We start from the raw sequence: 20746 nt of genomic DNA on the forward strand, positions 1-20746 counted from the left end.
GCTCTGAACACCGACGCGACGCAGCAGGAACAGCCCGGTGGCCCGGCCGGCGGGTGGTGGACCGAGGCTGTCATCTACCAGATCTACCCGCGCTCCTTCGCCGACTCCGACGGCGACGGCATGGGTGACCTGCCGGGCATCACCGCGCGCCTCGGCCACCTCACCGAACTGGGTGTCGACGCGGTCTGGCTGTCCCCGTTCTACCCGTCCCCGCAGGCCGACGCCGGGTACGACGTGGCCGACTACCGGGACGTCGACCCGCTCTTCGGCAGGCTCTCGGACGCCGACGCGCTGATCGCCGAGGCCCGTGCCAGGGGGCTCAGGGTCATCGTCGACCTGGTGCCGAACCACACCTCCTCCGCGCACCGCTGGTTCCGGGCCGCGCTGCCCGCCGGCCCGGGCAGCCCGGAGCGCGCCCGGTACGTCTTCCGCGACGGCCTGGGCCCGGCGGGCGACCAGCCGCCGAACGACTGGCAGAGCGTCTTCGGCGGCCCGGCCTGGACCCGGGTGACCGAGCCGGACGGCCGGCCCGGCCAGTGGTACCTGCACCTCTTCGACACCGGGCAGCCCGACCTCAACTGGGACAACCCGGAGGTCCGCGAAGAGTTCCTGGACGTGCTGCGCTTCTGGCTGGACCGGGGCGTGGACGGCTTCCGGGTCGACGTCGCGCACGGCCTCGTCAAGCAGGCCGACCTCACGAACTGGCAGGAGCCGCAGGAGATCCTCTCCGGCAACGACGTGGCCAAGCCCCGGCCCCCGATGTGGGACCAGGACGGCGTGCACGAGGTCTACCGGGAGTGGCGCCGGCTGGTCGACTCGTACCCCGGGGAGCGGATCCTCGTGGCCGAGGCGTGGGTGGAGCCGGCCGAGCGACTGGCCCGCTACGTCCGCCCCGACGAGATGCACCAGGCGTTCAACTTCGAGCACCTGCTCGCGGCGTGGACCGCGCCCGCCCAGTACGCGGTCGTCACCCGGTCCCTGGAGGCCACCGACGCGGTCGGTGCGCCGACGACGTGGGTGCTGTCCAACCACGACGTGGTCCGGCACGCGTCCCGGCTGGGCCTCACCACCGCCGGCGGCCGGCTCAACGGCATCGGGATCGGCGACCCGCAGCCGGACGCCGCAGTGGGGCTGCGCCGGGCCCGGGCGGCCAGCCTGCTGATGCTGGCCCTGCCCGGCTCCGCCTACCTCTACCAGGGCGAGGAACTCGGGCTGCCCGAGCACACCACGCTGCCCGACGAGGCCCGGCAGGACCCGACGTGGGAGCGCAGCGGCCACACCCAGCGCGGCCGGGACGGCTGCCGGGTGCCGCTCCCGTGGGAGGCCGACGCCCCGTCGTACGGCTTCGGGCCGACCGACGCGAGCTGGCTGCCCCAGCCGCCGTCCTGGGCCGAGTACGCCCTGGACCGGCAGCGCGACGTGCCCGGTTCGACGTACGAGATGTACCGTGCCGCCCTGCGGCTGCGCCGTGAGCACGGACTCGCCCGGGGACCGCTGGCGTGGCTCTCCACCGGCGACGAGGTGCTGGCGTTCCGCAACGGCGGGCTGACCGTGCTGACCAACTTCGGCGCGGCGGCCGTCCCGGCCCCGACCGGTGAGCTGCTGTGCAGCAGCGCGCCGCTCGACGAGGACGGCCGCGTCCCGACCGACGTCACGGTCTGGGTCCGCGCCTGAGTCCGTCGCCCGCCGGTCCCACCTCGGGGGCCGGCGGGCCGACGCCGTGGTCCCGGGGCGACCGGCTCCATCTCCACGACACGGCGGCGGCCGGCTCCATGGCGGCGACATGGCGGCGTTCGAACCACCCCGATACCGCCATGTCGGGGACACGGAGTGGACTTGCCCGGCGGCGGACGCGGGTCAGAGCCGGTCGGCGCGGGCGTGCAGCAGGTCGCGCACGGACTCGATGTCGCCGGGCGAGGTACGCGAGGCGAGCCAGTACATGAACCCGGTGGGGATGAAGAAGAGCTGGAAGACGGCCAGCCCGACGGCGTAGTTCAGCGGCGGCGGGAACGCCGCGCGCAGGCCGTGGAACGCCACGCCGACCAGCCCGTTGCCGGCCGCCCGGCCCACCCCGTTGACCAGGTTGCCCAGGCTGTAGACGGTGCCCCGGTGCTCGGGCGGGTTGACGTCGGCGATCAGGGCGAACCAGTTCGGCGAGTTGGCCGAGGTCAACGCCAGCGCGACGACGGCGGTGAGCAGGCTCAGCCCGACCGTCGGCTCGGTCACCACGCTGGCCAGCACCGCCCGGACCACCGTCGGGCCGCCCGCACCATCGGGCACCACGATGCGCACCGGGACCAGGAACAGGACCAGGTAGAACGGCAGGGCCGCCAGGATGCCCACCGCCGCGACCAGGGCCCGCCCCCGCGGCGTACGCCGTTGCAGCGCGTCGCCGGCCAGCCCGCCCACGATGGAGAGCACCCCGCCGAGCTGGAACAGGGTGGCGAAGACGCTGCCCACCACGACCGCGGTGGCCGGCGAGTAGCCCTGGTCCTCGGCCCGCTCGGCGAAGAGCACCGGCAGCCAGACCAGCGAGCCGAACGCGGCCTGCGCGGTCAGCCCCTGCAGGATCAGCCAGCGGTTGGTCCGGCGGGCCAGGATGCGGGGCAGATCGGCGCGGGTGATCCGGTAGTCGTACTCGGCCCCGGCGTCGATCGCGCCGGCCAGCTCGGGCTCGCTCTGCCCGCGCCGGATGTCGTACGTGAAGAGGTAGGCGGCGGTGGCCGCCAGGCCGACCACGGTCAGCGCCAGGAACGGACGCCGCCAGTCGGTGCTGCCGAGCAGGCCACCGGTGAGCGTCCCGGCCAGCGTGCCGACGCCCTGGGACAGGCCCCAGAAGCTCATCACCAGGCCCCGGCGGCGGGGCGAGATCAGGTCGGTGACCACGGAGAAGCCGACGGAGCCGACCGCGCCCAGCCCGACCGCGGCGACGAGCTGGGCGGCCAGGAACGCCGGGTAGTTCTGGGCCAGCGCGCTGCCGCCGGTGCCGGCGGCCCAGATCAGCGTGCCGACCATGAGCAGCGGCTTGCGGTTCGTCCGGTCGCCCACGTACGCCCAGGCCACCGCGGCCACCGCGCTGACCAGGAAGCTCACCGCGGTGACCAGGCCGAGCAGCCGCTGCGACACGTCCAGCGCCCCGGAGATCGGCCCGTACAGCGGGGGCACCAGGCCGATCGCCACGTTGTCCAGGGAGGCGAGCACCACGAACACCACGACGCTGTAGAAGCGGTGCGCCGCGTTCCCGCGCCGGGAGATCCTGGTGCCACCCATGACCGGCAGCAAACCAGGTGCGGATCACGGTCCGGTGACCGGCCCTGCCCGGACCGACCGGTTCAGAGGTACCCGCCGATCTCGGTCGGCACGATGGTGGTCGGCACCGCCCCGGAGCGCAGCGCGTACAGCTCGGCGAGGGTCGCGCCCTGCGGGGGCACCCCGGCCGACGCGCCGAGCCACCCGGTCGCCTCCGCGTACGACAGCGGCCCCACCTCGACCCGGGCCAGGCACCGGCCGGGACGGACCACCGCCGGGTGCAACCGGGACAGGTCCTCGTTGGTGGTGATCGCGACCAGCACGTCCCGGCCCTGCCCGAGCAGCCCGTCGGTGAGGTTGAGCAGCCGGGACAACGCCTGCCCGGCCGCCTGCTTCGCCTCGCCCCGGATCAGCTCGTCGCAGTCCTCCAGGATCAGCAGCCGCCACTTGCGGGTCGTGCCGCTGTCGCCGTCGTCCTCCTCGCCGACCGCCACCTCCGACAGGTACGCGGTGTCGCCGAAGAGCACATCCGGGTCGAGGACGCAGTCGACCTGGCACCAGTCACGCCAGTGCCGGGTCAGCGCCCGCAGCGCGGTGGTCTTGCCGGTGCCGGGCGCGCCGTGCAGCAGGATCAGCCGGCCGGAGACGGTCTCCGGGGTGACCGCCATCAGCGCGTCCAGGGCGGTGCCGGCCGCCGCGCTGTAGTTGGGCCGGATGGTGGCCCACTCCGGGGCGACGATCGACCGCAGGTCGCGCTGGGCACCCCGGCGCGGGTTCTGGTGCCAGAAGCCGATCCGGGCGGTGTCCGGGGCCTCCGGCTCGGCGGCCCCGTCGACGATCCGGTCCAGGGCGGACTGGCCGACCTCGTCGTCGACCGCCGTCACGGTCACCTCGGCGCCGCGCCCCTTCCAGGTCACCACGCGCGCGGTCCAGCCGTCACCGGCGAGCAGCCGCGAGCGCTGCCGGTTCTCGATGGCGGTCCGTAGCAGCCGCCCGTCGGGAACCGTCAGCGACGCCTCGGGGCGGACCCGGGAGAGCCGGACGGTCCGCGACCACGGGTGGCGGCCGGTGACGAAGTCCGCCAGCATCAGGGCGTCCACCACGTCGCACGGGGTGTCCGCGTCGTCGTACTGCAGGGCCGAGGGCAGGTCGACGCCGGTCGGGGCGCCGGACGGTTCGGGGGTGCTGCGCATCGCCCGATCATCGCGAGCCGGGGCCGCCGCGTACAGCGCATTAGGGCGTGGCGTCGCTCCGGTCCATGATGAGGCCCCGGGCGGCGGCGTACCGCTCGCGGACGACGGGGACCGGCTCGGCCGCGTACTCCTCGGCGTCGGTGACCGCCCAGGCGGGCGGAGTCGCGCCGCCCAGGGCGACCCAGGCGGCCTGGCGGGCCGCGCCGTCGGCGACGTACTCCCCCGGCGGCGGTACGACCACCGGCCGGGCGAAGACCTGCGGGGCGATCCGGCGGACCGCTGCGGAGCGGGCCCCGCCCCCGACCAGGACGATCCGCTCGGCCCGCGCCCCCTGTGCGATCAGCGCGTCCAGGCCGTCGGCGAGCGCGCAGAGCATCCCCTCGACGGCGGCCCGGGCCAGGTGCGCCGGGGTCGCGGTGTGCAGGGTGAGCCCGTGCAGCGCCCCGGTGGCCCGCGGCCGGACCGGGGTCCGCTCCCCCTCCAGGTAGGGGACCAGCACCAGCCCGTCGGCCCCGGGCGGTGCGGCCAGCGCCAGGTCGGACAGTTCGTCGAGGCCGACCCCGAGCATCGCCGCCGCGGCGTCGAGCACCCGGGCCGCGTTGAGCGTGCAGACCAGCGGCAGGAACCGGCCGGTGGCGTCGGCGAACCCGGCCACCGCGCCGCCGGGGTCGGCGGCCGGGGCGTCGGAGACCGCGAAGACCGTGCCGGACGTGCCGATGGAGACGACCACGTCACCGGGGCCGGCCCCGACGCCGAGCGCGGCGGCGGCGTTGTCGCCGGCCCCCGGGCCGAGCAGCACCGCCCTGCCGGACGGTGCCGGCGTCGTACCTTCGCCGACCGCCGTGCCGGTCGAAGCCACCGGAGAGCCGCCCGGACCGGCCAGGACGGACGGGGCCAGGTGACCGGCGACCTCGGCCGGACCGAGGACCGCCGGCACCCCCAGGCGCCGGCCGAACGCCTGTTCCAGCAGGTCGAGGCGGTACTCGCCGGTGCGCGGTGTCCAGTAGCCGGTGCCTGAGGCGTCACTCCGGTCGGTGCTCAGCGCATCCAGGCCGGGCGCGCCGGCCAACCGCCACGTGAGCCAGTCGTGCGGCAGGCACACCGCCGCCACCCGGGCGGCGTGTTCCGGCTCGTGCCGGGCCAGCCAGCGCAGCTTGGTGACGGTGAAGCTGGCCACCGGCACGCTGCCGGCCGCCTCCGCCCAGGACCGACTGCCCGCCTCGCCACCACCGGCCTCGGCGATCAGGTCGGCGGCGGCGTCGGCGGAACGGGTGTCGTTCCAGAGCAGGGCGGGCCGGACCACCCGGCCCGTGGAGTCCAGGCAGACCATGCCGTGCTGCTGGCCGGCGACCGAGACGGCCGCGACGTCGGCCAGCCCGCCGGCAGCGTCGACCGCCGAGCGCAGCGCCTGCCACCAGGCCTCGGGGTCGACCTCGGTGCCGTCCGGGTGCGGCGCGCGGCCCTGCCGGAGCAGCGCGCCGGTCTCCGCGTCCCGGACGACGACCTTGCAGGACTGGGTGGACGAGTCGACCCCGGCGACGAGCGGCATGACGACCCGCCTCAGCGCGCGCCGAGCAGGTGCTCGACGGCGAGTTGGTTGAGCCGGACGAAGCCGAAGCCCTTCGCCCCGGCCGCGTCGACGTCGAACTCCTCGAACGCGGACCGGTCGGCGAGCAGGTCGGCGTAGCTCTCCCCCGGGTTCAGCGTCGGGGTGGACAGGTCGGCGACCCGGCTGGCCGCGAGCGCCTCGGCCACCTCCGGGTCGGCCCGGAACGCCGCGGCCCGCTCCTTGAGCAGCAGGTACGTGCGCATGTTCGCCTCGGCCGAGGCCCACACCCCGGCGACGTCCTCGGTGCGGGAGGGCTTGTAGTCGAAGTGCCGGGGCCCGTCGTACGCCGGGGCGCCCCCGGGGCCGCCGTGCTCCAGCAGGTCCACCAGGGCGAACGCGTTGAGCAGGTCACCGTGGCCGAAGACCAGGTCCTGGTCGTACTTGATGCCCCGCTGGCCGTTGAGGTCGATGTGGAACAGCTTGCCCTGCCAGAGCGCCTGGGCGATGCCGTGCGCGAAGTTCAGCCCGGCCATCTGCTCGTGCCCGACCTCCGGGTTGAGGCCGACCAGCTCGGGGTGGGCGAGGGTGGAGATGAAGCCCAGCGCGTGCCCGATGGTGGGCAGCAGGATGTCGCCGCGCGGCTCGTTCGGCTTCGGCTCGATGGCGAAGCGCAGGTCGTAGCCGGAGTCGACGACGTACTGGCAGAGCAGGTCGACCGCCTCGCGGTAGCGGTCCAGCGCCGCGCGGACGTCCTTGGCCAGGTCGTACTCGGCGCCCTCCCGGCCGCCCCACATCACGAAGGTGCGGGCGCCCAGTTCGGCGGCGAGGTCGACGTTGCGCAGCACCTTGCGCAGCGCGTACCGGCGCACGTCGCGGTCGTTGCTGGTGAAGCCGCCGTCCTTGAAGACCGGGTGGGTGAAGAGGTTGGTGGTGACCATGGGGACCACCAGGCCGGTCTCGTCGAGGGCCTTGCGGAACCGGGTCAGGTGGGCGTCGCGGGTGGCGGCGTCCGAGCCGAAGGGCACCAGGTCGTCGTCGTGGAAGGTGATCCCGTACGCGCCCCGCTCGGCGAGGCGGTGCACGGCCTCGACCGGGTCCAGCTCTCCCCGGGTGGCGTCGCCGAACGGGTCACGGGCCGGCCAGCCCACCGTCCAGAGCCCGAAGGAGAACTTGTCGGCGGGGGTGGGACGGGGTGCCATGGCAGACCTCCGGTGGTGGTGTCGTCCGCTATTTGTTCAGTGGTTGAATTAAATGGCCACGGTGTGGCACTGTCAAGCGGTGACCAGCGCCAGCACCGCCGGAGCGGTCCGCCAGGGCAGCCTGCGTGAGCTCAACCTCGCCGTGGTGCTCGGCCGGATCGCCACCGCCGACCGACCGCCCTCCCGGGCCGCGATCGCCTCCGACACCGGCCTGACCCGGGCCACCGTCTCCGCAGTCGTCGACGACCTGATCGCCGGCCGGCTCGTGGTCGAGGCCGAACCGGAACCGCGCGCCGGGGCCGGCCGGCCCGCCCGCGGACTGCGGCTCGCCGGCGACGGACCCGCCGGGCTCGGCCTGGAGGTCAACGTCGACTACCTCGCCGCCTGCGTGGTCGACCTGACCGGCCAGGTCCGCCACCACGAGATGCACCGGGCCGACCTGCGCCCCCTCTCCCCCGGCGACGCCCTCGCCCGCCTGGTCGAGCTGGCCGGGCGGGCCCGGACCGCCGCCGACCGGCAGGGGTTGACCCTGGCCGGCGCGACGCTGGCGGTGCCCGGCCTGGTCGACGCCCACGGGCTGGTCCGGCTCGCGCCCAACCTCGGCTGGCGCGAGGTGGACGTGCCCGCCCTGCTCGCCGGGCACCCGGCGCTGACCGGGACGGTCGCGGACGGCCCGGCGCTGACCGTCGACAACGAGGCCAACCTGGCCGCCCTCGGCGAACTGCACGCCACCCCCGGGACGGCGAGCTTCCTGCACGTCTCCGGCGAGATCGGCATCGGCGCGGGGATCGTGCTCGACGGCGCGCTCTTCCGGGGCGCCCGGGGTTGGAGCGGGGAGCTGGGCCACGTACCGGTCGACCCGGCCGGACCGCGCTGCCGGTGCGGTGCACGGGGCTGCCTGGAGACGTACGCCGGTCAGGAGGCCATCCTCGCGGCGGCCGGACTCGCCGGCGCGGACCTCCCGGCGGACACCGCCGCCCGGCGGTTGGCCGACCTCGCCGGGGCGGGTGACCGGGCGACCCTCGACGCGCTGCGCGCGGCCGGCACCGCCCTCGGGGTGGCCGTCTCCGGTGTGGTCAACCTGCTCGACCTGGACACCGTGGTGCTCGGCGGTGGATACGCGACACTCGCCCCCTGGCTCCGCCCGCCGGTCGCCGCCGAACTGGCCGACCGGGTGCTCACCGCCGCCTGGTCCCCGGTCACGGTCCGCGCGGCGGCCCTCGGGCCGGAGTCCGCCGCCGTCGGCGGAGCCGGCTCGGTGGTCCGGCGGATCATCACCCGACCGTCCGGTTGGCTCGGCCGCCGGGAGTGACCCGGTTTCCTCGATGGGCGATCCCGCCCCCACCTCGGTACGCTTTCCCTCAGGCAACGATTCCCATCCGAGGAGTGCACGACCAGCATGCGCACAGGTCGACAGGCCGAGGCGCCCGGCGACCGGCGGTGACGACCACCCGCCGGGGCGGACACGACGGACCGGTCAGCGGCGGCGGACAGGTGTCCCGGCCGCGTACCGGGCCGTCGCCGGAAGCACCGCTGCCCGCCGATCCCCGGCTCGCCCGCGAACTGCTGGACGGTCTCGCCGAGGCCGTGGTCACCACCGACCACGCCGGGGTGGTCACCCTGGTCAACGTGATGGCCGGCGAACTGCTCCCCGACCTGACCCCCGGCACCGATCTCGCGCTCTGCGCCGTGCCGGCGCTGGCCGCCGCCGTCGCGCAGGGGGCCGAGACCTTCGACACCGAACACCGTGGCCGCCGGCTGCGCGGCGTCTGCCGCCGGCTCGCCGCCGGCCGGTGCGCCTGGTACGTCCGGGACGTCACCGAGGAGCAGGCGCGCACCGACGCGCTGCTCGCCGAGCGCTCCCGCACCGCCTTTCTCGCCCAGGCCGGCAGCCGCCTCGGTCTTTCCCTGCACCGCGACCAGACACTGCGGGCCGCCACCACCCTCCCGGTGCCCTACCTGGCCGACGCCGCGCTGGTCGTCCACCACCCGCCCCCGCCCGCCGAGAACCTGCCGCACTGGATCCGGCACGCCGAGGACGAGCCCGCGCCGGTGACCGGGACCGCGCCCTGGGCGTTCACCGGCTCGGTCCCCGGCCTCGCGGACGCCCTCCACGGCCGCCCCACCGACCCCAGCCCGTGGCTCGACGCCGAACTGGCCGACCTGGCCGACGTGCTGCCGGCGACCTTCGGCCGCCCCGGCACCCTGCTGATCAGCCCGATGCCCGGCGCCGGCGGCCCGGCCGGGGCCCTGATCCTGATCCGCCGGGCCGGGCGCCCCGGATTCGACCAGCGCGACATCGAACTGGCCCGCGAGTTCGCCGCCCGGGCCGGCGCCGCGATCGCCACCGCCGAGCTCCACGGCGAGCAGGCCCACCTGGCGCGGGTGCTCCAGAACAGCCTCCTGCCGCCGAAACTGCCGCCACTGCCCGGGCTCACCCTGGCCGGCGGCTACCGGGCCGCCGGGGACAGCCTGCGCATCGGCGGCGACTTCTACGAGGTGTTCCCCACCGCCTCCGGCGGGATGTTCGCCCTCGGCGACGTCTGCGGCAAGGGCGTCGGCGCGGCCGTGCTCACCGGGCGGGTCCGTCAGTCGTTGCAGACCCTCCGCCTGGTCGAGCAGCGTCCGCTGGAGCTGTTGGAGCTGCTCAACCGGGCACTGTTCGACGCACCGGACGCCACCCGCCGCGCCCAGTTCACCACCCTGCTGCTCGGCACCGCCGACCCCGAGCCCGACGGTGGGGCCCGGGTCCGGATCGCCGGCGGCGGGCACCCGTCGCCGCTGGTCGTACGCACCGACGGCAGCGTCACCCGGGTGCCGGTCGGCGGGATGCCGATCGGCGCGCTCGCCGACGCGACGTTCCGCGAGGCCAGGGTCCGGCTGGCCCCGGGTGAACTACTGCTGGCACACACCGACGGGGTGACCGAGGCGCGCGGGGGCCCGGCGGCGGTGGAGATGTTCGGTGAGCGGCGGCTGTTCCAGGCGCTCGCCTCGGCGGCCGGGCTGCCACCGGCCGCGGTGGTCGACCGGCTGCTGCAACTGGTCGACGAATGGCTGGACGGGCAGGCCCACGACGACATCGCCATGCTCGCCGTCCGCGCCTCGGGGCCCGCGTGAGCGCGGACGACCGGAGCCCACCGGCGGGTGACGCCGGCCGACGTCGCGGCGTACCTCGACGGGCCGGGCTTCGGCACGGACGGCCGGGCCCCGACCGGCCCCGGCTGACCTGGGGCCGGTCGCTCAGGCCGAGCGGGCCACCGAGTCGTCGACGGCCTCGCGGGCCGGCGGTGGCGCGAGCACCGACCGCTCGGCCGGCGGCGCCGCCGTGCCCTCCCGCTCCCGGGCCACCCGGTCGAACTCCCGGATGCCGCGCAGCAAGGCCTCGCGCCCCTCGCCGCTCATGCCGGAGAGCACGTCGGCCAACCGCCGGCGGCGGTCCCGGCGCAGCTCGGCGAGGAGCCGGCGGGCCTCCGGGGTCAGGTGCAGGGAGATCTCCCGGCGGTCGAGGCGGCCCGGCTCACGTTCCAGCATGCCGGCGGCGACCAGCCGGTCACAGAGCCGGCTGGCCGACGAGAGCAGCATGTCCAGCAGCGTGGCGAGTCGGCGGAGGTTGATCCCGTCGTGCCGCTCCACCACCATGACGGCGCGAAGCTGAGGGCCGGAGAGACGGCTCGTCGTCCGCTCACGCGCCGCTTCCCACACGGACAGGAGGGCACCGGCCGCGGCGTCCAGCTCGGCGGCCATACTCACGTCTGGTCCGCGAGGACCGCTTTCTTCGGCCATGGTGGGCACGAGACTACCCCGGGGACCGGGTGGTCGGCCCCTGTCAACAGGAGTGACGATGAGCGGACCGGCGGACCGGGCCCGGCGGGTGTTGATCGAGGCGCCGGCCGACCTGCTGCTCGACCGGCTGGGCGACGAGTTGGCGGCTGACTTCGGCATCGCCGAGATCGAGCTGTACCAGGTCGACTACCGGCTCTCGGTGCTGTTGCCGCTGGGCGACGGGGAGCCCCTCACCGGGCCGGGCCACCCGGCGTGGCGCTGCTTCGACCACCAGGAGCCGATCGTCGTGGGCGACACCGGTTGGTTCCCGGTGGGGATGCGCGGCGAGCGGCGCGGGGTGCTCCGGCTCGCCCCGGTGCCGCCGGGCCGGGACGCCGTCGACCAGCTCGCCGCCGCCGCCACCGCGCTCGGGCACGAACTGGCCGCCGTGTCCGCGGGCACCGACGTGTACCGGGCCGCCCGCCGGGCCCGCCGGCTGACCCTCGCCGCGGAGATGCAGTGGGAGCTACTGCCCGGACGCAGCCGGGTCCGCCCCTCGTTCAGCCTGGCCGGGCAGCTGGAGCCGGCGTACGCGGTGCGCGGCGACAGTTTCGACTGGTCCGACGACGGGCACCGGCTCTGGCTCTCCACCATCAACGGCTCCGGCGAGGGGGTGGCCGCCTCGATGCTCACCTCGCTGGCCACCCACGCGCTGCGCAACGCCCGGCGGGGCGCGCTGGCCCTGGCCGACCAGGCCGCCCTCGCCGACCAGGCGATCTACGCCCTGCACGGGGGTGAGCGGCACCTCTCCGCCCTGCTGATGGAGCTGGACCTGGCCTCCGGCCGGCTGACGGTGGTCGACGCCGGCTCGCCCCGGCTGCTGCGACTACGCGACGGCGAGGTCACCGAGCAGGTGCTGGAGAAGCAGTTCCCGCTCGGGATGTTCGAGGGGACGGACTACCAGGAGCAGCACTTCGACCTGTGCCGCGGCGACCGGCTCTTCGTGGTCAGCGACGGGGTGATCGACGCGACCGGCGGCGACGTCCGGTACGGGGAGACCGCGCTGGACCGCTTCCTGCGCCGGACCGGCCCGATGGCGCCGTTGGACGCCGTACGGTCGTTGATCGGCGACCTGCGGGCGTTCGTGGCCGGCGACCTGATCGACGACGCGGTGGTGGTCTGCCTGGACTGGACCGGGCCGCAGCCCTGACGCCCGCCGCGCTCAGTACGCTCCGCGCCCCCGGACCACCGCGCCGAAGGTCTTCCAGAGGATGGTCAGGTCGGCGGCGAGTGACCAGTTCTCGACGTAGTACAGGTCGAGCCGGATGCCGTCCTCCCAGCTCAGGTCGGAGCGGCCGCTGACCTGCCAGAGCCCGGTCATGCCCGGCTTGACCAGCAGGCGGCGGGCCACGTCGCCGTCGTAGCGGGCCACCTCGGACGGCAGCGGCGGCCGGGGGCCGACCAGGCTCATCTGGCCGAGCAGCACGTTGACCAGCTGGGGAAGCTCGTCCAGTGAGTACTTGCGCAGCAGCCGGCCCACCCGGGTCACCCGGGGGTCGTCACGCATCTTGAACATCAGGCCGTCGGTCTCGTTGCGGGTGGCCAGCTCGGCCAGGAGCGCGTCGGCGTTGACCACCATGGTGCGGAACTTCAACACGTCGAACTCGCGGCCGCCCTGCCCGACCCGGGTCTGCCGGAACAGCACCGGCCCCCGGCTGTCCAGCCGGATGGCCAGCGCGAGCACCGCCAGCACCGGCAGGGCCAGCAGCAGCGCCAGCGCGGCGGCCGTCCGGTCGACGAGTTCCTTGACCAGCTTGCGCGCACCACGGAACTCCGGCGCCTCGACGTGGATGAGCGGCAGGCCGGCGACCGGACGGGTGTGGATGCGCGGGCCGGCGACGTCGGTCAACGCCGGGGCCACGACCAGGTCGATCCCGGTCCCCTCCAGCTGCCAGCCCAGCCGGCGAAGCCGGGCCGCGGTCAGCTCGCCGGAGGCGGTGACCGCCACGGTGTCCGCGCCGATGGCGCTCGCCGCCTCGGGCACGCCCCGCAGCGAGCCGACCACCGGCACGTCGCTGAGCCGCTGCGGCACCGGGGCGAGCAGCGCGTCCGGGATGCAGGCGCCGACCACCTGGTAGCCGGCGTACGGCTCGCGGCGCAGCGTGTGCACGAGTTCCAGCACGTGGGCGGTGTCGCCGACCACCAGCACCCGGCGGGACCAGCCGTCGCCCCGGTAGCGGGCGAGGTGCAGCCGCTTGCGGGCGGCAAACCGGGTCACCACCAGCGCCAGCGTGCCGAGGGCGAAGGAGATGCCGAGGAAGCCCCGGGAGACGCCGACGTCGGCGATGTAGCCGGCGATCGCGATGCCGCCGGCCAGGCGCAGGCTCGCGGTGCCCACCCGCCGGTACTCGTCGGCACCGTAGCCGAGCACCCGGTCGTCGTAGCAGCGCAGGGCCTTGAGGGAGACCAGCCAGGTGAGGAGCAGCCCGGGGGCCACCAGGACGTAGGGGATCTCCGAGCCGATCGGCGCCCGGTCACCGAACCGGGCGGCGTATCCGGCGAGGACGGCGACGGACAGCACGGCGGTGTCGAGCACCACCAGGAGCCGCACGTACGCCCGTTGGTCGGCGCGGGCGACCGGCCCGGTCGGACGGCCGCTCGGCGCCGGCGGGACCCGGAGCGGCGTGGACAGCGTCGCCGAGCTCACCCAGCCTCCCCAGATCGTGCGTGTCGGCTCCGACCGGCCACCGCCCCCGGGCGGGGAAGCGATACCGGAGCACACCCGACATCCTGCCCGACCATGATGGTCACCGATTACTTCGGACGTGTTGCCGTCAGTTTTCCAGAGGCGGGAATGCGAACCGCCGCACCGGATTCACCGGTGCGGCGGTTCACCGTCACTGTGCCGTGGCTCAGCGCGGCGCGTTCGGGCGCAGCGCGATCGCCTTCAGGAAGATGTCACCGATCTTGGTCGGGTCCTCGGTGACGAAGGTGCCGCCACCGGTGACGTCGGTGATCGACTGCAACTCGGCCTTGGAGACGTCGTTGCCGATACCGATGATGACGACCTGCACCGGACGCTCCGCGTCGGCCAGTGCCTTCAGCTCGGCCAGCAGCTTGGCCTGGGAGATACCGGCGTCGTCCTCGTTCTTGCCGTCGGTGAAGAGCACGATCGAGTTGACCCGGCCCGGCTGCCAGTTCTCCTGCACCGTCTTGTACGCCTCGAGCGTGGTGTCGTACAGGCCGGTGTTGCCGTTGGACGGGCGGATCCCGGCGAGGCCCTGCTCCAGCCTGCCCCGGTTGTTGGACAGGGGGTTTATCGGCACGAGTTCCCGCCAGTCCCGGGACCCCTCGAGCTTGGTGGAGAAGGTCCAGAGGCCGATCGACCAGGAGTCGTCGAAGAGGCTCAGACCCCGACTCGCCGCCGCCACGGTCACCTGCTCACGGCTGGCGTTGTTGGCGGAGGGGACCTGGGTCTTCATGGAGCCGGAGACGTCGATGACGCAGAGCATCCGGCCGGACTGGGTCGCGATGGACCAGCCGGAGACCGCACGTTCTATCGCGTTGGGGTCCAGGCCACCCGCGGCGCCCACGCCGGCCGGCGGGACGGCCGCCTGTCCACTGGCCGGGCTCGGCGCCCCCTGCGGCGCCTTGAACCCGTCACCCCAGTTGCCGTCCGGGGCCCGCAGCGACTGGGCGGCCAGCCGGTTCTTGAAGCTCTGTGTGGTCAGCAGCTCGTAGAGCACCTTCGCGGCGGACGCCTTGGCCGGCTCGACGCCGGGCAGCACCGCGTACGGGTAGTCCAGCGGCATCGGCGACGGCTCCAGGTAGAGCGCGGCCAACGGGATCGGCGGCTTGGTGTTGTTGTACGCGATGACGTCTTCCTCGGAGAGCGCGGCTGCGCCGAGCGCGCTGGCGATGGACGTCGGGTCGTTGGAGCGCGGGAAGCGGGCGAGCAGATCCTGCCGCAGCGCCGACCGGCCGGTGGCCAGGGCCCGCAGCGCGCCGGTGGTGGCCTTCTGCGTGTCGCCGCCGGAGGCGCTCGCGGCGGCGGTGAGGGAGAGCAGCCCGGAGAGGCCGGCGGCGTCCTGCGTCGGCTCGACGATCCCGGCACGCAGCGGCTTGTCGCTGCTGACGGCGCGGAGCAGGTCGGTCCAGCTGAGCTTCTTGTCCGGCCAGCCCAGCCGGGAGGCGACCGGCTCCGGCATGGCGACCACGACCGGGCTGCGGGCGATCGACGCGCCGTTGCCCGGGGCGAATGCGGTCGCGCCGTTGTTCTTCAGCCGCAGCAGCCAGGTCGAGGAGTCCGGGATCCAGACGTCCGGGGTGACCACGGTGCCGCTGGCCTGGCCCACGCCGGCGACCACGGCGCCGTGCTTGCTGGCGACGGCGGCGGCCACGTCGACCGGCTCGGAGGAGGAGACGTTCACCGCGATGCAGGTGCCGCCGACGGCCGCGCCGTCGGCGACCCACTGCGCGGCGGCGTCCTGCACCGCGGGCGCCAGCTCGGGTGCGGCGGCCACGGCCAGTTCGATCCCACCCGAGCAGGACGGGCCGGCCAGCTGCTGGTAACCGAACCAGGATCCGGCGACCACGACGACGAGCGCGGTGGCCGCTGCGGCGGCTCCTGCTCCACGGATACTTGAACGCATGCGATGGCGGCCAGACACGCTGACCATCTTGCGTAGCTCGTTCGGTTACCGCCACAACCGTTCGGACGAAAGTTACTCAGGAGAAACCGTTGATCACTATTTGGCTACACTGAGCAATCAGCCAGTCTCGACCTGTTGCTCGAATCCACCCTGAACGCCTGTGCCTCAGGGCAGGACGCAGGTGGGACTCGGCACCTCGACCGGCTCGCCGACCGGCTCCGGCACGCCCGAGCCGGGGTCGACCCGGAACACCCGGACCATGTCGGCCCGTTCGTCCGCGACGTAGAGGTGCTCCCCGACCGGCACGAAGTGCCGCGGCCACTCGCCGCCCGTCTCCACCTCGGCGACCAGCCGGGGCAGCTCGGCGTCGAGCGCGAAGACCGCGACCGTGCCCACCCCCCGGTTGCCGACGTAGAGGAAACGGCCATCGGACCCGACGGTGATCTCCGACGGCTGGACGTGACCCGCCCGCCCGCTGGCGTCGACCCGGCCCCGCTGGTGCAGGGCCCCCTCCGCGGTCAGCTCGTACGCCGTGACCGTGGCGTCCAGTTCCCCGGCCACCCAGCAGCGCCGCCCGTCCGGGTGCCGGGCCAGGTGACGGGGGCCGGCGCCGGCAGCGGTACGCACCCGTGGCGCCCGGGGCACCAGCCGGCCCGACGCGGCGTCCAGGTCGTACCGGTAGATCGAGTCGGTGCCGAGGTCGACGGCGAGCAACGGGCCGGCCCCGGGGTCCGGGGAGACCATGTGGCAGTGCGCCTTCTCCTGGCGCTCCGGATCCGGGCCGTGGCCCTCGTGCCCGACGAGGTCGCTGCGCTCACCCGGCACGCCGCGCCCGTCGAGCGGGAGGACCGCCACGCTGCCGCCGCCGTAGTTGGCCACGAAGAGGTGCCCGCCGTCGGGCGCGACCGCCAGGTGGCAGGGCTCAGCGCCACCTGTCGACCGGACGGCGAGCGGGGTGAGCTCGCCCCGCTCCCCCACCCCGAAGGCGCTGACCTGCCCCTCGGCCAGCTCGTTGACCGCGTAGAGCACCGGCAGGGCGGGGTGTCGGACGAGGAAGGACGGCGAGTCGGTGACCGCGACCGTGCCGAACGGGGTCAGCGCTCCGGAGGCCGGGTCCCGACGGGCGGCCACGATCCCGTCACCCCGTCCACCGCCGGCCGCCGTGTATCCGCCGATGTGGACGATCTCGCTCGTCACCGGTCCACCTCTCCGCCGATCCTGTCGTCGATCCAACCAGAGGCTTCCCGGTGGACCCGGGCGTTAGCCCTGTTTTCGCCGGTTTTCCGGGTCGACCCGGCCACGCCGACGACCGGGGCGGCCCGTCAGGCCACCGGGACCGGCTCGCCCCGCTGCCGGGCGACGTGCTCGACCAGCGAGATCAGCACCAGCTTGGCGGACTGGCGGTCCCGGGCGTCGCAGAGCACCATCGGGACCTCCGGATCGAGGTCCAGCGCCTGGCGCACCGCCTCGATGCCGAACCGGCGGGAACCGTCGAAGCAGTTCACCCCGACCACGAACGGGATACCCCGCTGCTCGAAGTAGTCGATCGACGGGAAACAGTCGGCGAGCCGGCGGGTGTCGGCGAGCACCACCGCGCCGAGCGCGCCGAAGGCCAGTTCGTCCCAGAGGAACCAGAATCGGTCCTGGCCCGGCGTGCCGAACAGGTAGACCTGGAGATCCTCGTTGATGGTGATCCGGCCGAAGTCCATCGCCACCGTGGTGGTCGTCTTCGCCTCCACCCCGGAGAGGTCGTCGGTGCCGATGCTGACGCTGGTCAACACCTCCTCGGTCTGCAGCGGGCGGACCTCACTCAGGGCGCTGACCAGCGTCGTCTTGCCCGCGCCGAAACCACCGGCGATGAGGATCTTGAGAGCCAGCGGCAACCGGGGTCCGGAGGAGCCCCGGTCAGAGCGCACGTAGTCCACTGACCACCGCCTTGAGGATGTCGTTGTCGGGAAGTCCGGCGGTCGGCGGCTCGTGCACCAGGACCAACCCCCGGGCGAGAAGGTCGCCGAGGAGGACCCGGACCACGCCCACGGCGAGGTCCAGGGCCGCGGCGAGGTCGGCCACCGCGACCGGGCGGCGGGCCAACTCGACCAGGCGGCGGTGCTCCGGCTGGAGCCCGCGCTGACCGGACGGGGCCACGCCCGGGCCCGCCAGCACGAACGCGACCAGGTCGAAACCGTCGACGGCCGGGCGCACCCGGCCGCCGGTGAGGGTGTACGGGCGGACCACCGGACCGGCCGCGCCGTCCAGCCACTCGTGCTGGGGGCCCGGCGGCTCAGCCCGCATCGGCGGCTCCCACCGTCACACGGGCGGGGGCGGTCAGGTTCTCGCCGACCCGGACGACCAGCATCGCCATCTCGTACGCCACGAGACCGATGTCCGCGTCGGCCTCGCAGACCACCGCCAGGCAGGCGCCCTGCCCGGCCGCAGTGACGAAGAGGTACGCGGACTCCATCTCCACCACGGTCTGCCGGACCCCGCCGCCGGAGAGATGCCGGCTGGTGCCCTTCGCCAGGCTGGAGAAGCCGGAGGCCAGGGCGGAGAGGTGCTCGGCGGCGGCCTGGTCCAGTGCGGCGGAGGCGCCCAGCAGCAGTCCGTCGGCGGAGAGCACCACCGCCTCCCGGGCGGCCGGCACCCGCTCCACCAGTTCGTCGAGCAACCAGCCGAGATCGGCGCTCTGCCTCGTCGTGTGCACCACTAGGCGTCCCTCTCAGTCACGGTCGGGGATTCGGGGGTCGTCGCCGGCTCGCGTGGCGACGGGGACGGCTCGGGGCGGTCGACCCGCTGTCCGGCACGGCCGTCCGCGGGCGCGTCGGGCCGGCCCGGCGGCAACGGATGGAGGGTGGCGCCTTCGCGTCGGCCCCGGGCGGTGCCCGCCTGGAGCGCGGACATCTGCCGGCGTACCTCCTCCGGGGAGCGTGGGGCGGCCGGGTCCGCGACCTGCGGCCGGGACCGGGTGCCCGGCCCTCGGCGGCGGACCCGGCGGGGCAGGCCGTCGCCGTCGGGCGCGGCCTCCACCGAGGAGGTGCGCGCCGGCGCGAACGGCAGCACGGTCTGCTCGGGCCGTTCCCGGGTGATCCGGCCGGACCGGCCCCGGGGCAGGGCGTCCAGCCGGGTGACCGAGGCGGCCGGATGCCGCGCCGGGATCGGCGGGGCCGGCGGTTCGTCGGTGACCAGATCCGCCGGTACGAGCACCACGGCGGTCATCCCGCCCGGCGGCTGGGGGCGCAGGGTGACCTTGACGCCGTGCCGGACGGCGAGACGGGCCACCACGAAGAGGCCGAGCCGGGCGCTGTCGGCCGGGTCGAACTCCGGCGGATCGGCGAGTCGGCGGTTGGCCTCCTCCACGGCGCGCGGGGACATCCCCAGGCCGTGGTCGGTGACCTCGACGACGTACCCCTTGGGCACCTGCTGGCCGGAGACCTCGACCCGGGTCTCCGGCGGGGAGAAGACGGTGGCGTTCTCGATCAGCTCGGCGAGCAGGTGGATGACGTCGGCGACGGCCCGGCCCACCACCCCGGCGGGCTGCACGTCGCCGATGTCCACCCGGTCGTACGCCTCGACCTCGGAGACCGCGCCGCGGACCACGTCCAGCGCGGCGACCGGCTGCCGCCAGCCCCGTCCGGGGGCCGACCCGGCGAGGATGACCAGGTCCTCGGCGTGCCGGCGGAGGCGGGTGGCCAGGTGGTCGACCCGGAACAGGTCGGCCAGTTCGTCCGGGTCCTCGGTGCGCCGCTCCATCCGGTCGAGCAGGGCGAGCTGGCGGTGTACCAGGCCCTGGCTGCGGCGGGCGAGGTTCAGGAAGACCTCGTTGAGGCCGCGGCGCAGGGTGACCTCGTCGACGGCGGCGCGGACGGCGGTGCGCCGGACCTCGTTGAAGGCGTGCCCGACCTCGCCGATCTCGTCGGCGCCGTACTCCAGCGGCGGCGCCTCCCGTGCCACGTCGACCTGTTCGCCCCGGCGCAGCCGGGCCACCACGTCGGGAAGCCGCTGTTCGGCCATCTCCAGGGCGGCGGTCCGCACGCCGGTCAGCTGGCGGGCCAGGGTCCGCCCGACCCGGACCGCGACCAGGACCGACACGACGATCGCCGCGAGCCCGAGCACGCCGGCGGCACCGAGCCGGACCAGGATGCCGACCGCCACCGGCATCGAGCGTTCGGCCAGCGCGTCGGCCTGGGTCAGTTCGAAGTCGAGCAGCTGCCGCTGGACGGTCTCGTGACTGGTCTCCCAGGTGCGGGCGTCCACCGGTGGGCGACCGGACGGGTCGGCGCGCAGCAGCGCCTCCTGCATGGCGCGCAACCGGATGAAGTCCTCCCCCGCCACCAGTCGCTGGTAGGCGGCCCGGTCCTCGGCCAGCAGCTCGACCACGGCCGAGTCGGTGAGGAGACGCTCGTTGCCGATCGTGCCCACCAGGCGGATGTGCTCACCGTCGACGAACCGCCCGGTGACGAGCGCGCCGGCCAGCAGCGCGTCGGTCTGGCCGAGCAGCTCGCGGGCCCGGCCCAGCGTGTTGAGCGCCAGCCCCTGCCGGTTGAGCTCCGCGTCGGGTCCGGCGGCCATCGCGGAGAACGTCTGGAAGATGGAGGAGATGACACCGGTGTAGAGCCCGCTCGCCCCGGCCCGGTCGACCTGGCGGCGGTCGATGAAGACACGTCCGGCCGGCAGGGTGTCCAGGGCGGCGGCCAGCTTGTCCAGGCGATTGTCGAGCAGGTCGTCGGCGGCGTCGCGCAGCCGCTCCCCGCCGATCCGCCGGCGCAGCTCGGCCACCGCGGAGTCGGTGCGCTGCCGCTGCGCGGCCAGGACCGGCCGCACGTCCCCGCCGGCCAGCGCCACCACCGACAGCCGGCGCTCGCGTTGCAGCTCGGCGACGACCACGCCGCCGGGCCGGCCGAGGTCGTCGATGTAGGTACGCGCGACGAGCAGGTCGAGCGCGGGGCCGAGGGTGAGCGTGGTGGTGAAGATCCAGAGCGCCATCAGGGCAGCGACCGGGGTCACGACCAGGGCGGTCAGCTTGGCGCGGATCGACCAGTCGCGGGTGTCCATGAGTCCTCGCCCGAAGGGGTGGCAGCGGTGGTGCCGGCACCGGCACGGGCGCCTTGGGCAGGATACGTAATGGCGGCCCCGAGCACTACCGTG

The 20746-nt window shown here is 74.7% G+C and carries 16 protein-coding genes; 4 read left to right on the plus strand and 12 right to left on the minus strand.

Going from position 1 to position 20746, the window contains the following annotated elements; translation table 11 throughout:
- Positions 1 to 3 precede the first annotated feature (3 nt).
- Positions 4 to 1674: a glycoside hydrolase family 13 protein gene (locus tag GA0070560_RS07630; RefSeq protein WP_091293128.1), complete on the plus strand. Its 1671-nt coding sequence runs from the start codon at positions 4 to 6 to the stop codon at positions 1672 to 1674.
- 183 nt (positions 1675 to 1857) lie between these two features.
- Here GA0070560_RS07630 and GA0070560_RS07635 read toward each other — a convergent pair whose 3' ends face one another.
- The 4 genes from GA0070560_RS07635 to xylA form a co-directional block, all read right to left on the minus strand.
- On the minus strand, positions 1858 to 3270 hold the full coding sequence (locus tag GA0070560_RS07635) for an MFS transporter (RefSeq protein ID WP_091293130.1): 1413 nt from the start codon (positions 3268 to 3270) through the stop codon (positions 1858 to 1860).
- A gap of 62 nt (positions 3271 to 3332) precedes the next feature.
- On the minus strand, positions 3333 to 4442 hold the full coding sequence (locus GA0070560_RS07640; RefSeq protein WP_091293132.1) for a DUF5925 domain-containing protein: 1110 nt from the start codon (positions 4440 to 4442) through the stop codon (positions 3333 to 3335).
- Positions 4443 to 4482: 40 nt separating this feature from the next.
- The gene (gene xylB, locus GA0070560_RS07645; protein WP_091293135.1) at positions 4483 to 5991 is read right to left on the minus strand and encodes a xylulokinase; all 1509 of its coding nucleotides are present in this window, start codon (positions 5989 to 5991) and stop codon (positions 4483 to 4485) included.
- Positions 5992 to 6002: 11 nt separating this feature from the next.
- Positions 6003 to 7190: a xylose isomerase gene (xylA, locus tag GA0070560_RS07650; protein ID WP_091293137.1), complete on the minus strand. Its 1188-nt coding sequence runs from the start codon at positions 7188 to 7190 to the stop codon at positions 6003 to 6005.
- Between the two features lie 52 nt (positions 7191 to 7242).
- Between xylA and GA0070560_RS07655 the strand changes: the two genes are divergently transcribed.
- Positions 7243 to 8502 carry an ROK family protein gene (locus tag GA0070560_RS07655; protein ID WP_091293140.1) on the plus strand — a complete coding sequence of 420 codons (1260 nt, stop codon included), beginning with the start codon at positions 7243 to 7245 and terminating at the stop codon, positions 8500 to 8502.
- Between the two features lie 128 nt (positions 8503 to 8630).
- Positions 8631 to 10307 (plus strand): PP2C family protein-serine/threonine phosphatase, encoded by a 1677-nt coding sequence (locus GA0070560_RS07660; protein ID WP_170839323.1) that lies wholly within the window; start codon positions 8631 to 8633, stop codon positions 10305 to 10307.
- Positions 10308 to 10430: 123 nt separating this feature from the next.
- On the opposite strand, the gene GA0070560_RS07665 is transcribed toward GA0070560_RS07660, so the two are convergent.
- Positions 10431 to 10934, minus strand: a complete 504-nt coding sequence (locus GA0070560_RS07665; RefSeq protein ID WP_091293142.1) for a MarR family winged helix-turn-helix transcriptional regulator — start codon at positions 10932 to 10934, stop codon at positions 10431 to 10433.
- 97 nt (positions 10935 to 11031) lie between these two features.
- On the opposite strand from GA0070560_RS07665, the gene GA0070560_RS07670 reads away from it, so the two are divergent.
- Positions 11032 to 12162: a PP2C family protein-serine/threonine phosphatase gene (locus GA0070560_RS07670; RefSeq protein WP_091293144.1), complete on the plus strand. Its 1131-nt coding sequence runs from the start codon at positions 11032 to 11034 to the stop codon at positions 12160 to 12162.
- A gap of 12 nt (positions 12163 to 12174) precedes the next feature.
- Here the strand turns inward: GA0070560_RS07670 and GA0070560_RS07675 are convergent, their stop codons facing one another.
- The 7 genes from GA0070560_RS07675 to GA0070560_RS07705 all read right to left on the minus strand — a co-directional run bounded on the left by GA0070560_RS07675 (position 12175) and on the right by GA0070560_RS07705 (position 20653).
- The gene (locus tag GA0070560_RS07675) at positions 12175 to 13659 is read right to left on the minus strand and encodes a sugar transferase (RefSeq protein ID WP_170839324.1); all 1485 of its coding nucleotides are present in this window, start codon (positions 13657 to 13659) and stop codon (positions 12175 to 12177) included.
- A gap of 205 nt (positions 13660 to 13864) precedes the next feature.
- Positions 13865 to 15604 carry a substrate-binding domain-containing protein gene (locus GA0070560_RS07680; protein WP_091293146.1) on the minus strand — a complete coding sequence of 580 codons (1740 nt, stop codon included), beginning with the start codon at positions 15602 to 15604 and terminating at the stop codon, positions 13865 to 13867.
- A gap of 165 nt (positions 15605 to 15769) precedes the next feature.
- Positions 15770 to 16801 (minus strand): lactonase family protein, encoded by a 1032-nt coding sequence (locus tag GA0070560_RS07685; RefSeq protein ID WP_091293148.1) that lies wholly within the window; start codon positions 16799 to 16801, stop codon positions 15770 to 15772.
- Between the two features lie 125 nt (positions 16802 to 16926).
- Positions 16927 to 17529, minus strand: coding sequence for a GTP-binding protein (locus tag GA0070560_RS07690; RefSeq protein WP_091293150.1), 603 nt, complete (start codon positions 17527 to 17529; stop codon positions 16927 to 16929).
- The gene (locus GA0070560_RS07695; protein WP_091293152.1) at positions 17510 to 17896 is read right to left on the minus strand and encodes a DUF742 domain-containing protein; all 387 of its coding nucleotides are present in this window, start codon (positions 17894 to 17896) and stop codon (positions 17510 to 17512) included. Before GA0070560_RS07695 ends, GA0070560_RS07690 begins: the two co-directional genes overlap by 20 nt.
- Positions 17886 to 18308, minus strand: a complete 423-nt coding sequence (locus GA0070560_RS07700) for a roadblock/LC7 domain-containing protein (protein ID WP_091293154.1) — start codon at positions 18306 to 18308, stop codon at positions 17886 to 17888. Before GA0070560_RS07700 ends, GA0070560_RS07695 begins: the two co-directional genes overlap by 11 nt.
- Entirely contained in the window at positions 18308 to 20653 is a 2346-nt protein-coding gene (locus GA0070560_RS07705; RefSeq protein WP_091293156.1) for a sensor histidine kinase, read from the minus strand. The genes GA0070560_RS07700 and GA0070560_RS07705 overlap by 1 nt, the downstream gene beginning before the upstream one ends.
- Positions 20654 to 20746: the final 93 nt, after the last annotated feature.

Origin of the sequence: Micromonospora halophytica (assembly GCF_900090245.1) — a bacterium.
Lineage (GTDB): Bacteria > Actinomycetota > Actinomycetes > Mycobacteriales > Micromonosporaceae > Micromonospora > Micromonospora halophytica.

What these genes read in the sequence shown, in the direction of transcription:
- xylA (WP_091293137.1), bottom strand. Translation starts at nt 7,190, where the DNA reads ATGGCACCCCGTCCCACCCCCGCCGACAAGTTCTCCTTCGGGCTCTGG.
- GA0070560_RS07670 (WP_091293144.1), top strand. Translation starts at nt 11,032, where the DNA reads ATGAGCGGACCGGCGGACCGGGCCCGGCGGGTGTTGATCGAGGCGCCG.
- GA0070560_RS07635 (WP_091293130.1), bottom strand. Translation starts at nt 3,270, where the DNA reads ATGGGTGGCACCAGGATCTCCCGGCGCGGGAACGCGGCGCACCGCTTC.
- GA0070560_RS07640 (WP_091293132.1), bottom strand. Translation starts at nt 4,442, where the DNA reads ATGCGCAGCACCCCCGAACCGTCCGGCGCCCCGACCGGCGTCGACCTG.
- GA0070560_RS07705 (WP_091293156.1), bottom strand. Translation starts at nt 20,653, where the DNA reads ATGGACACCCGCGACTGGTCGATCCGCGCCAAGCTGACCGCCCTGGTC.
- GA0070560_RS07655 (WP_091293140.1), top strand. Translation starts at nt 7,243, where the DNA reads ATGGCCACGGTGTGGCACTGTCAAGCGGTGACCAGCGCCAGCACCGCC.
- GA0070560_RS07695 (WP_091293152.1), bottom strand. Translation starts at nt 17,896, where the DNA reads ATGCGGGCTGAGCCGCCGGGCCCCCAGCACGAGTGGCTGGACGGCGCG.
- GA0070560_RS07680 (WP_091293146.1), bottom strand. Translation starts at nt 15,604, where the DNA reads ATGCGTTCAAGTATCCGTGGAGCAGGAGCCGCCGCAGCGGCCACCGCG.
- GA0070560_RS07665 (WP_091293142.1), bottom strand. Translation starts at nt 10,934, where the DNA reads ATGGCCGCCGAGCTGGACGCCGCGGCCGGTGCCCTCCTGTCCGTGTGG.
- xylB (WP_091293135.1), bottom strand. Translation starts at nt 5,991, where the DNA reads ATGCCGCTCGTCGCCGGGGTCGACTCGTCCACCCAGTCCTGCAAGGTC.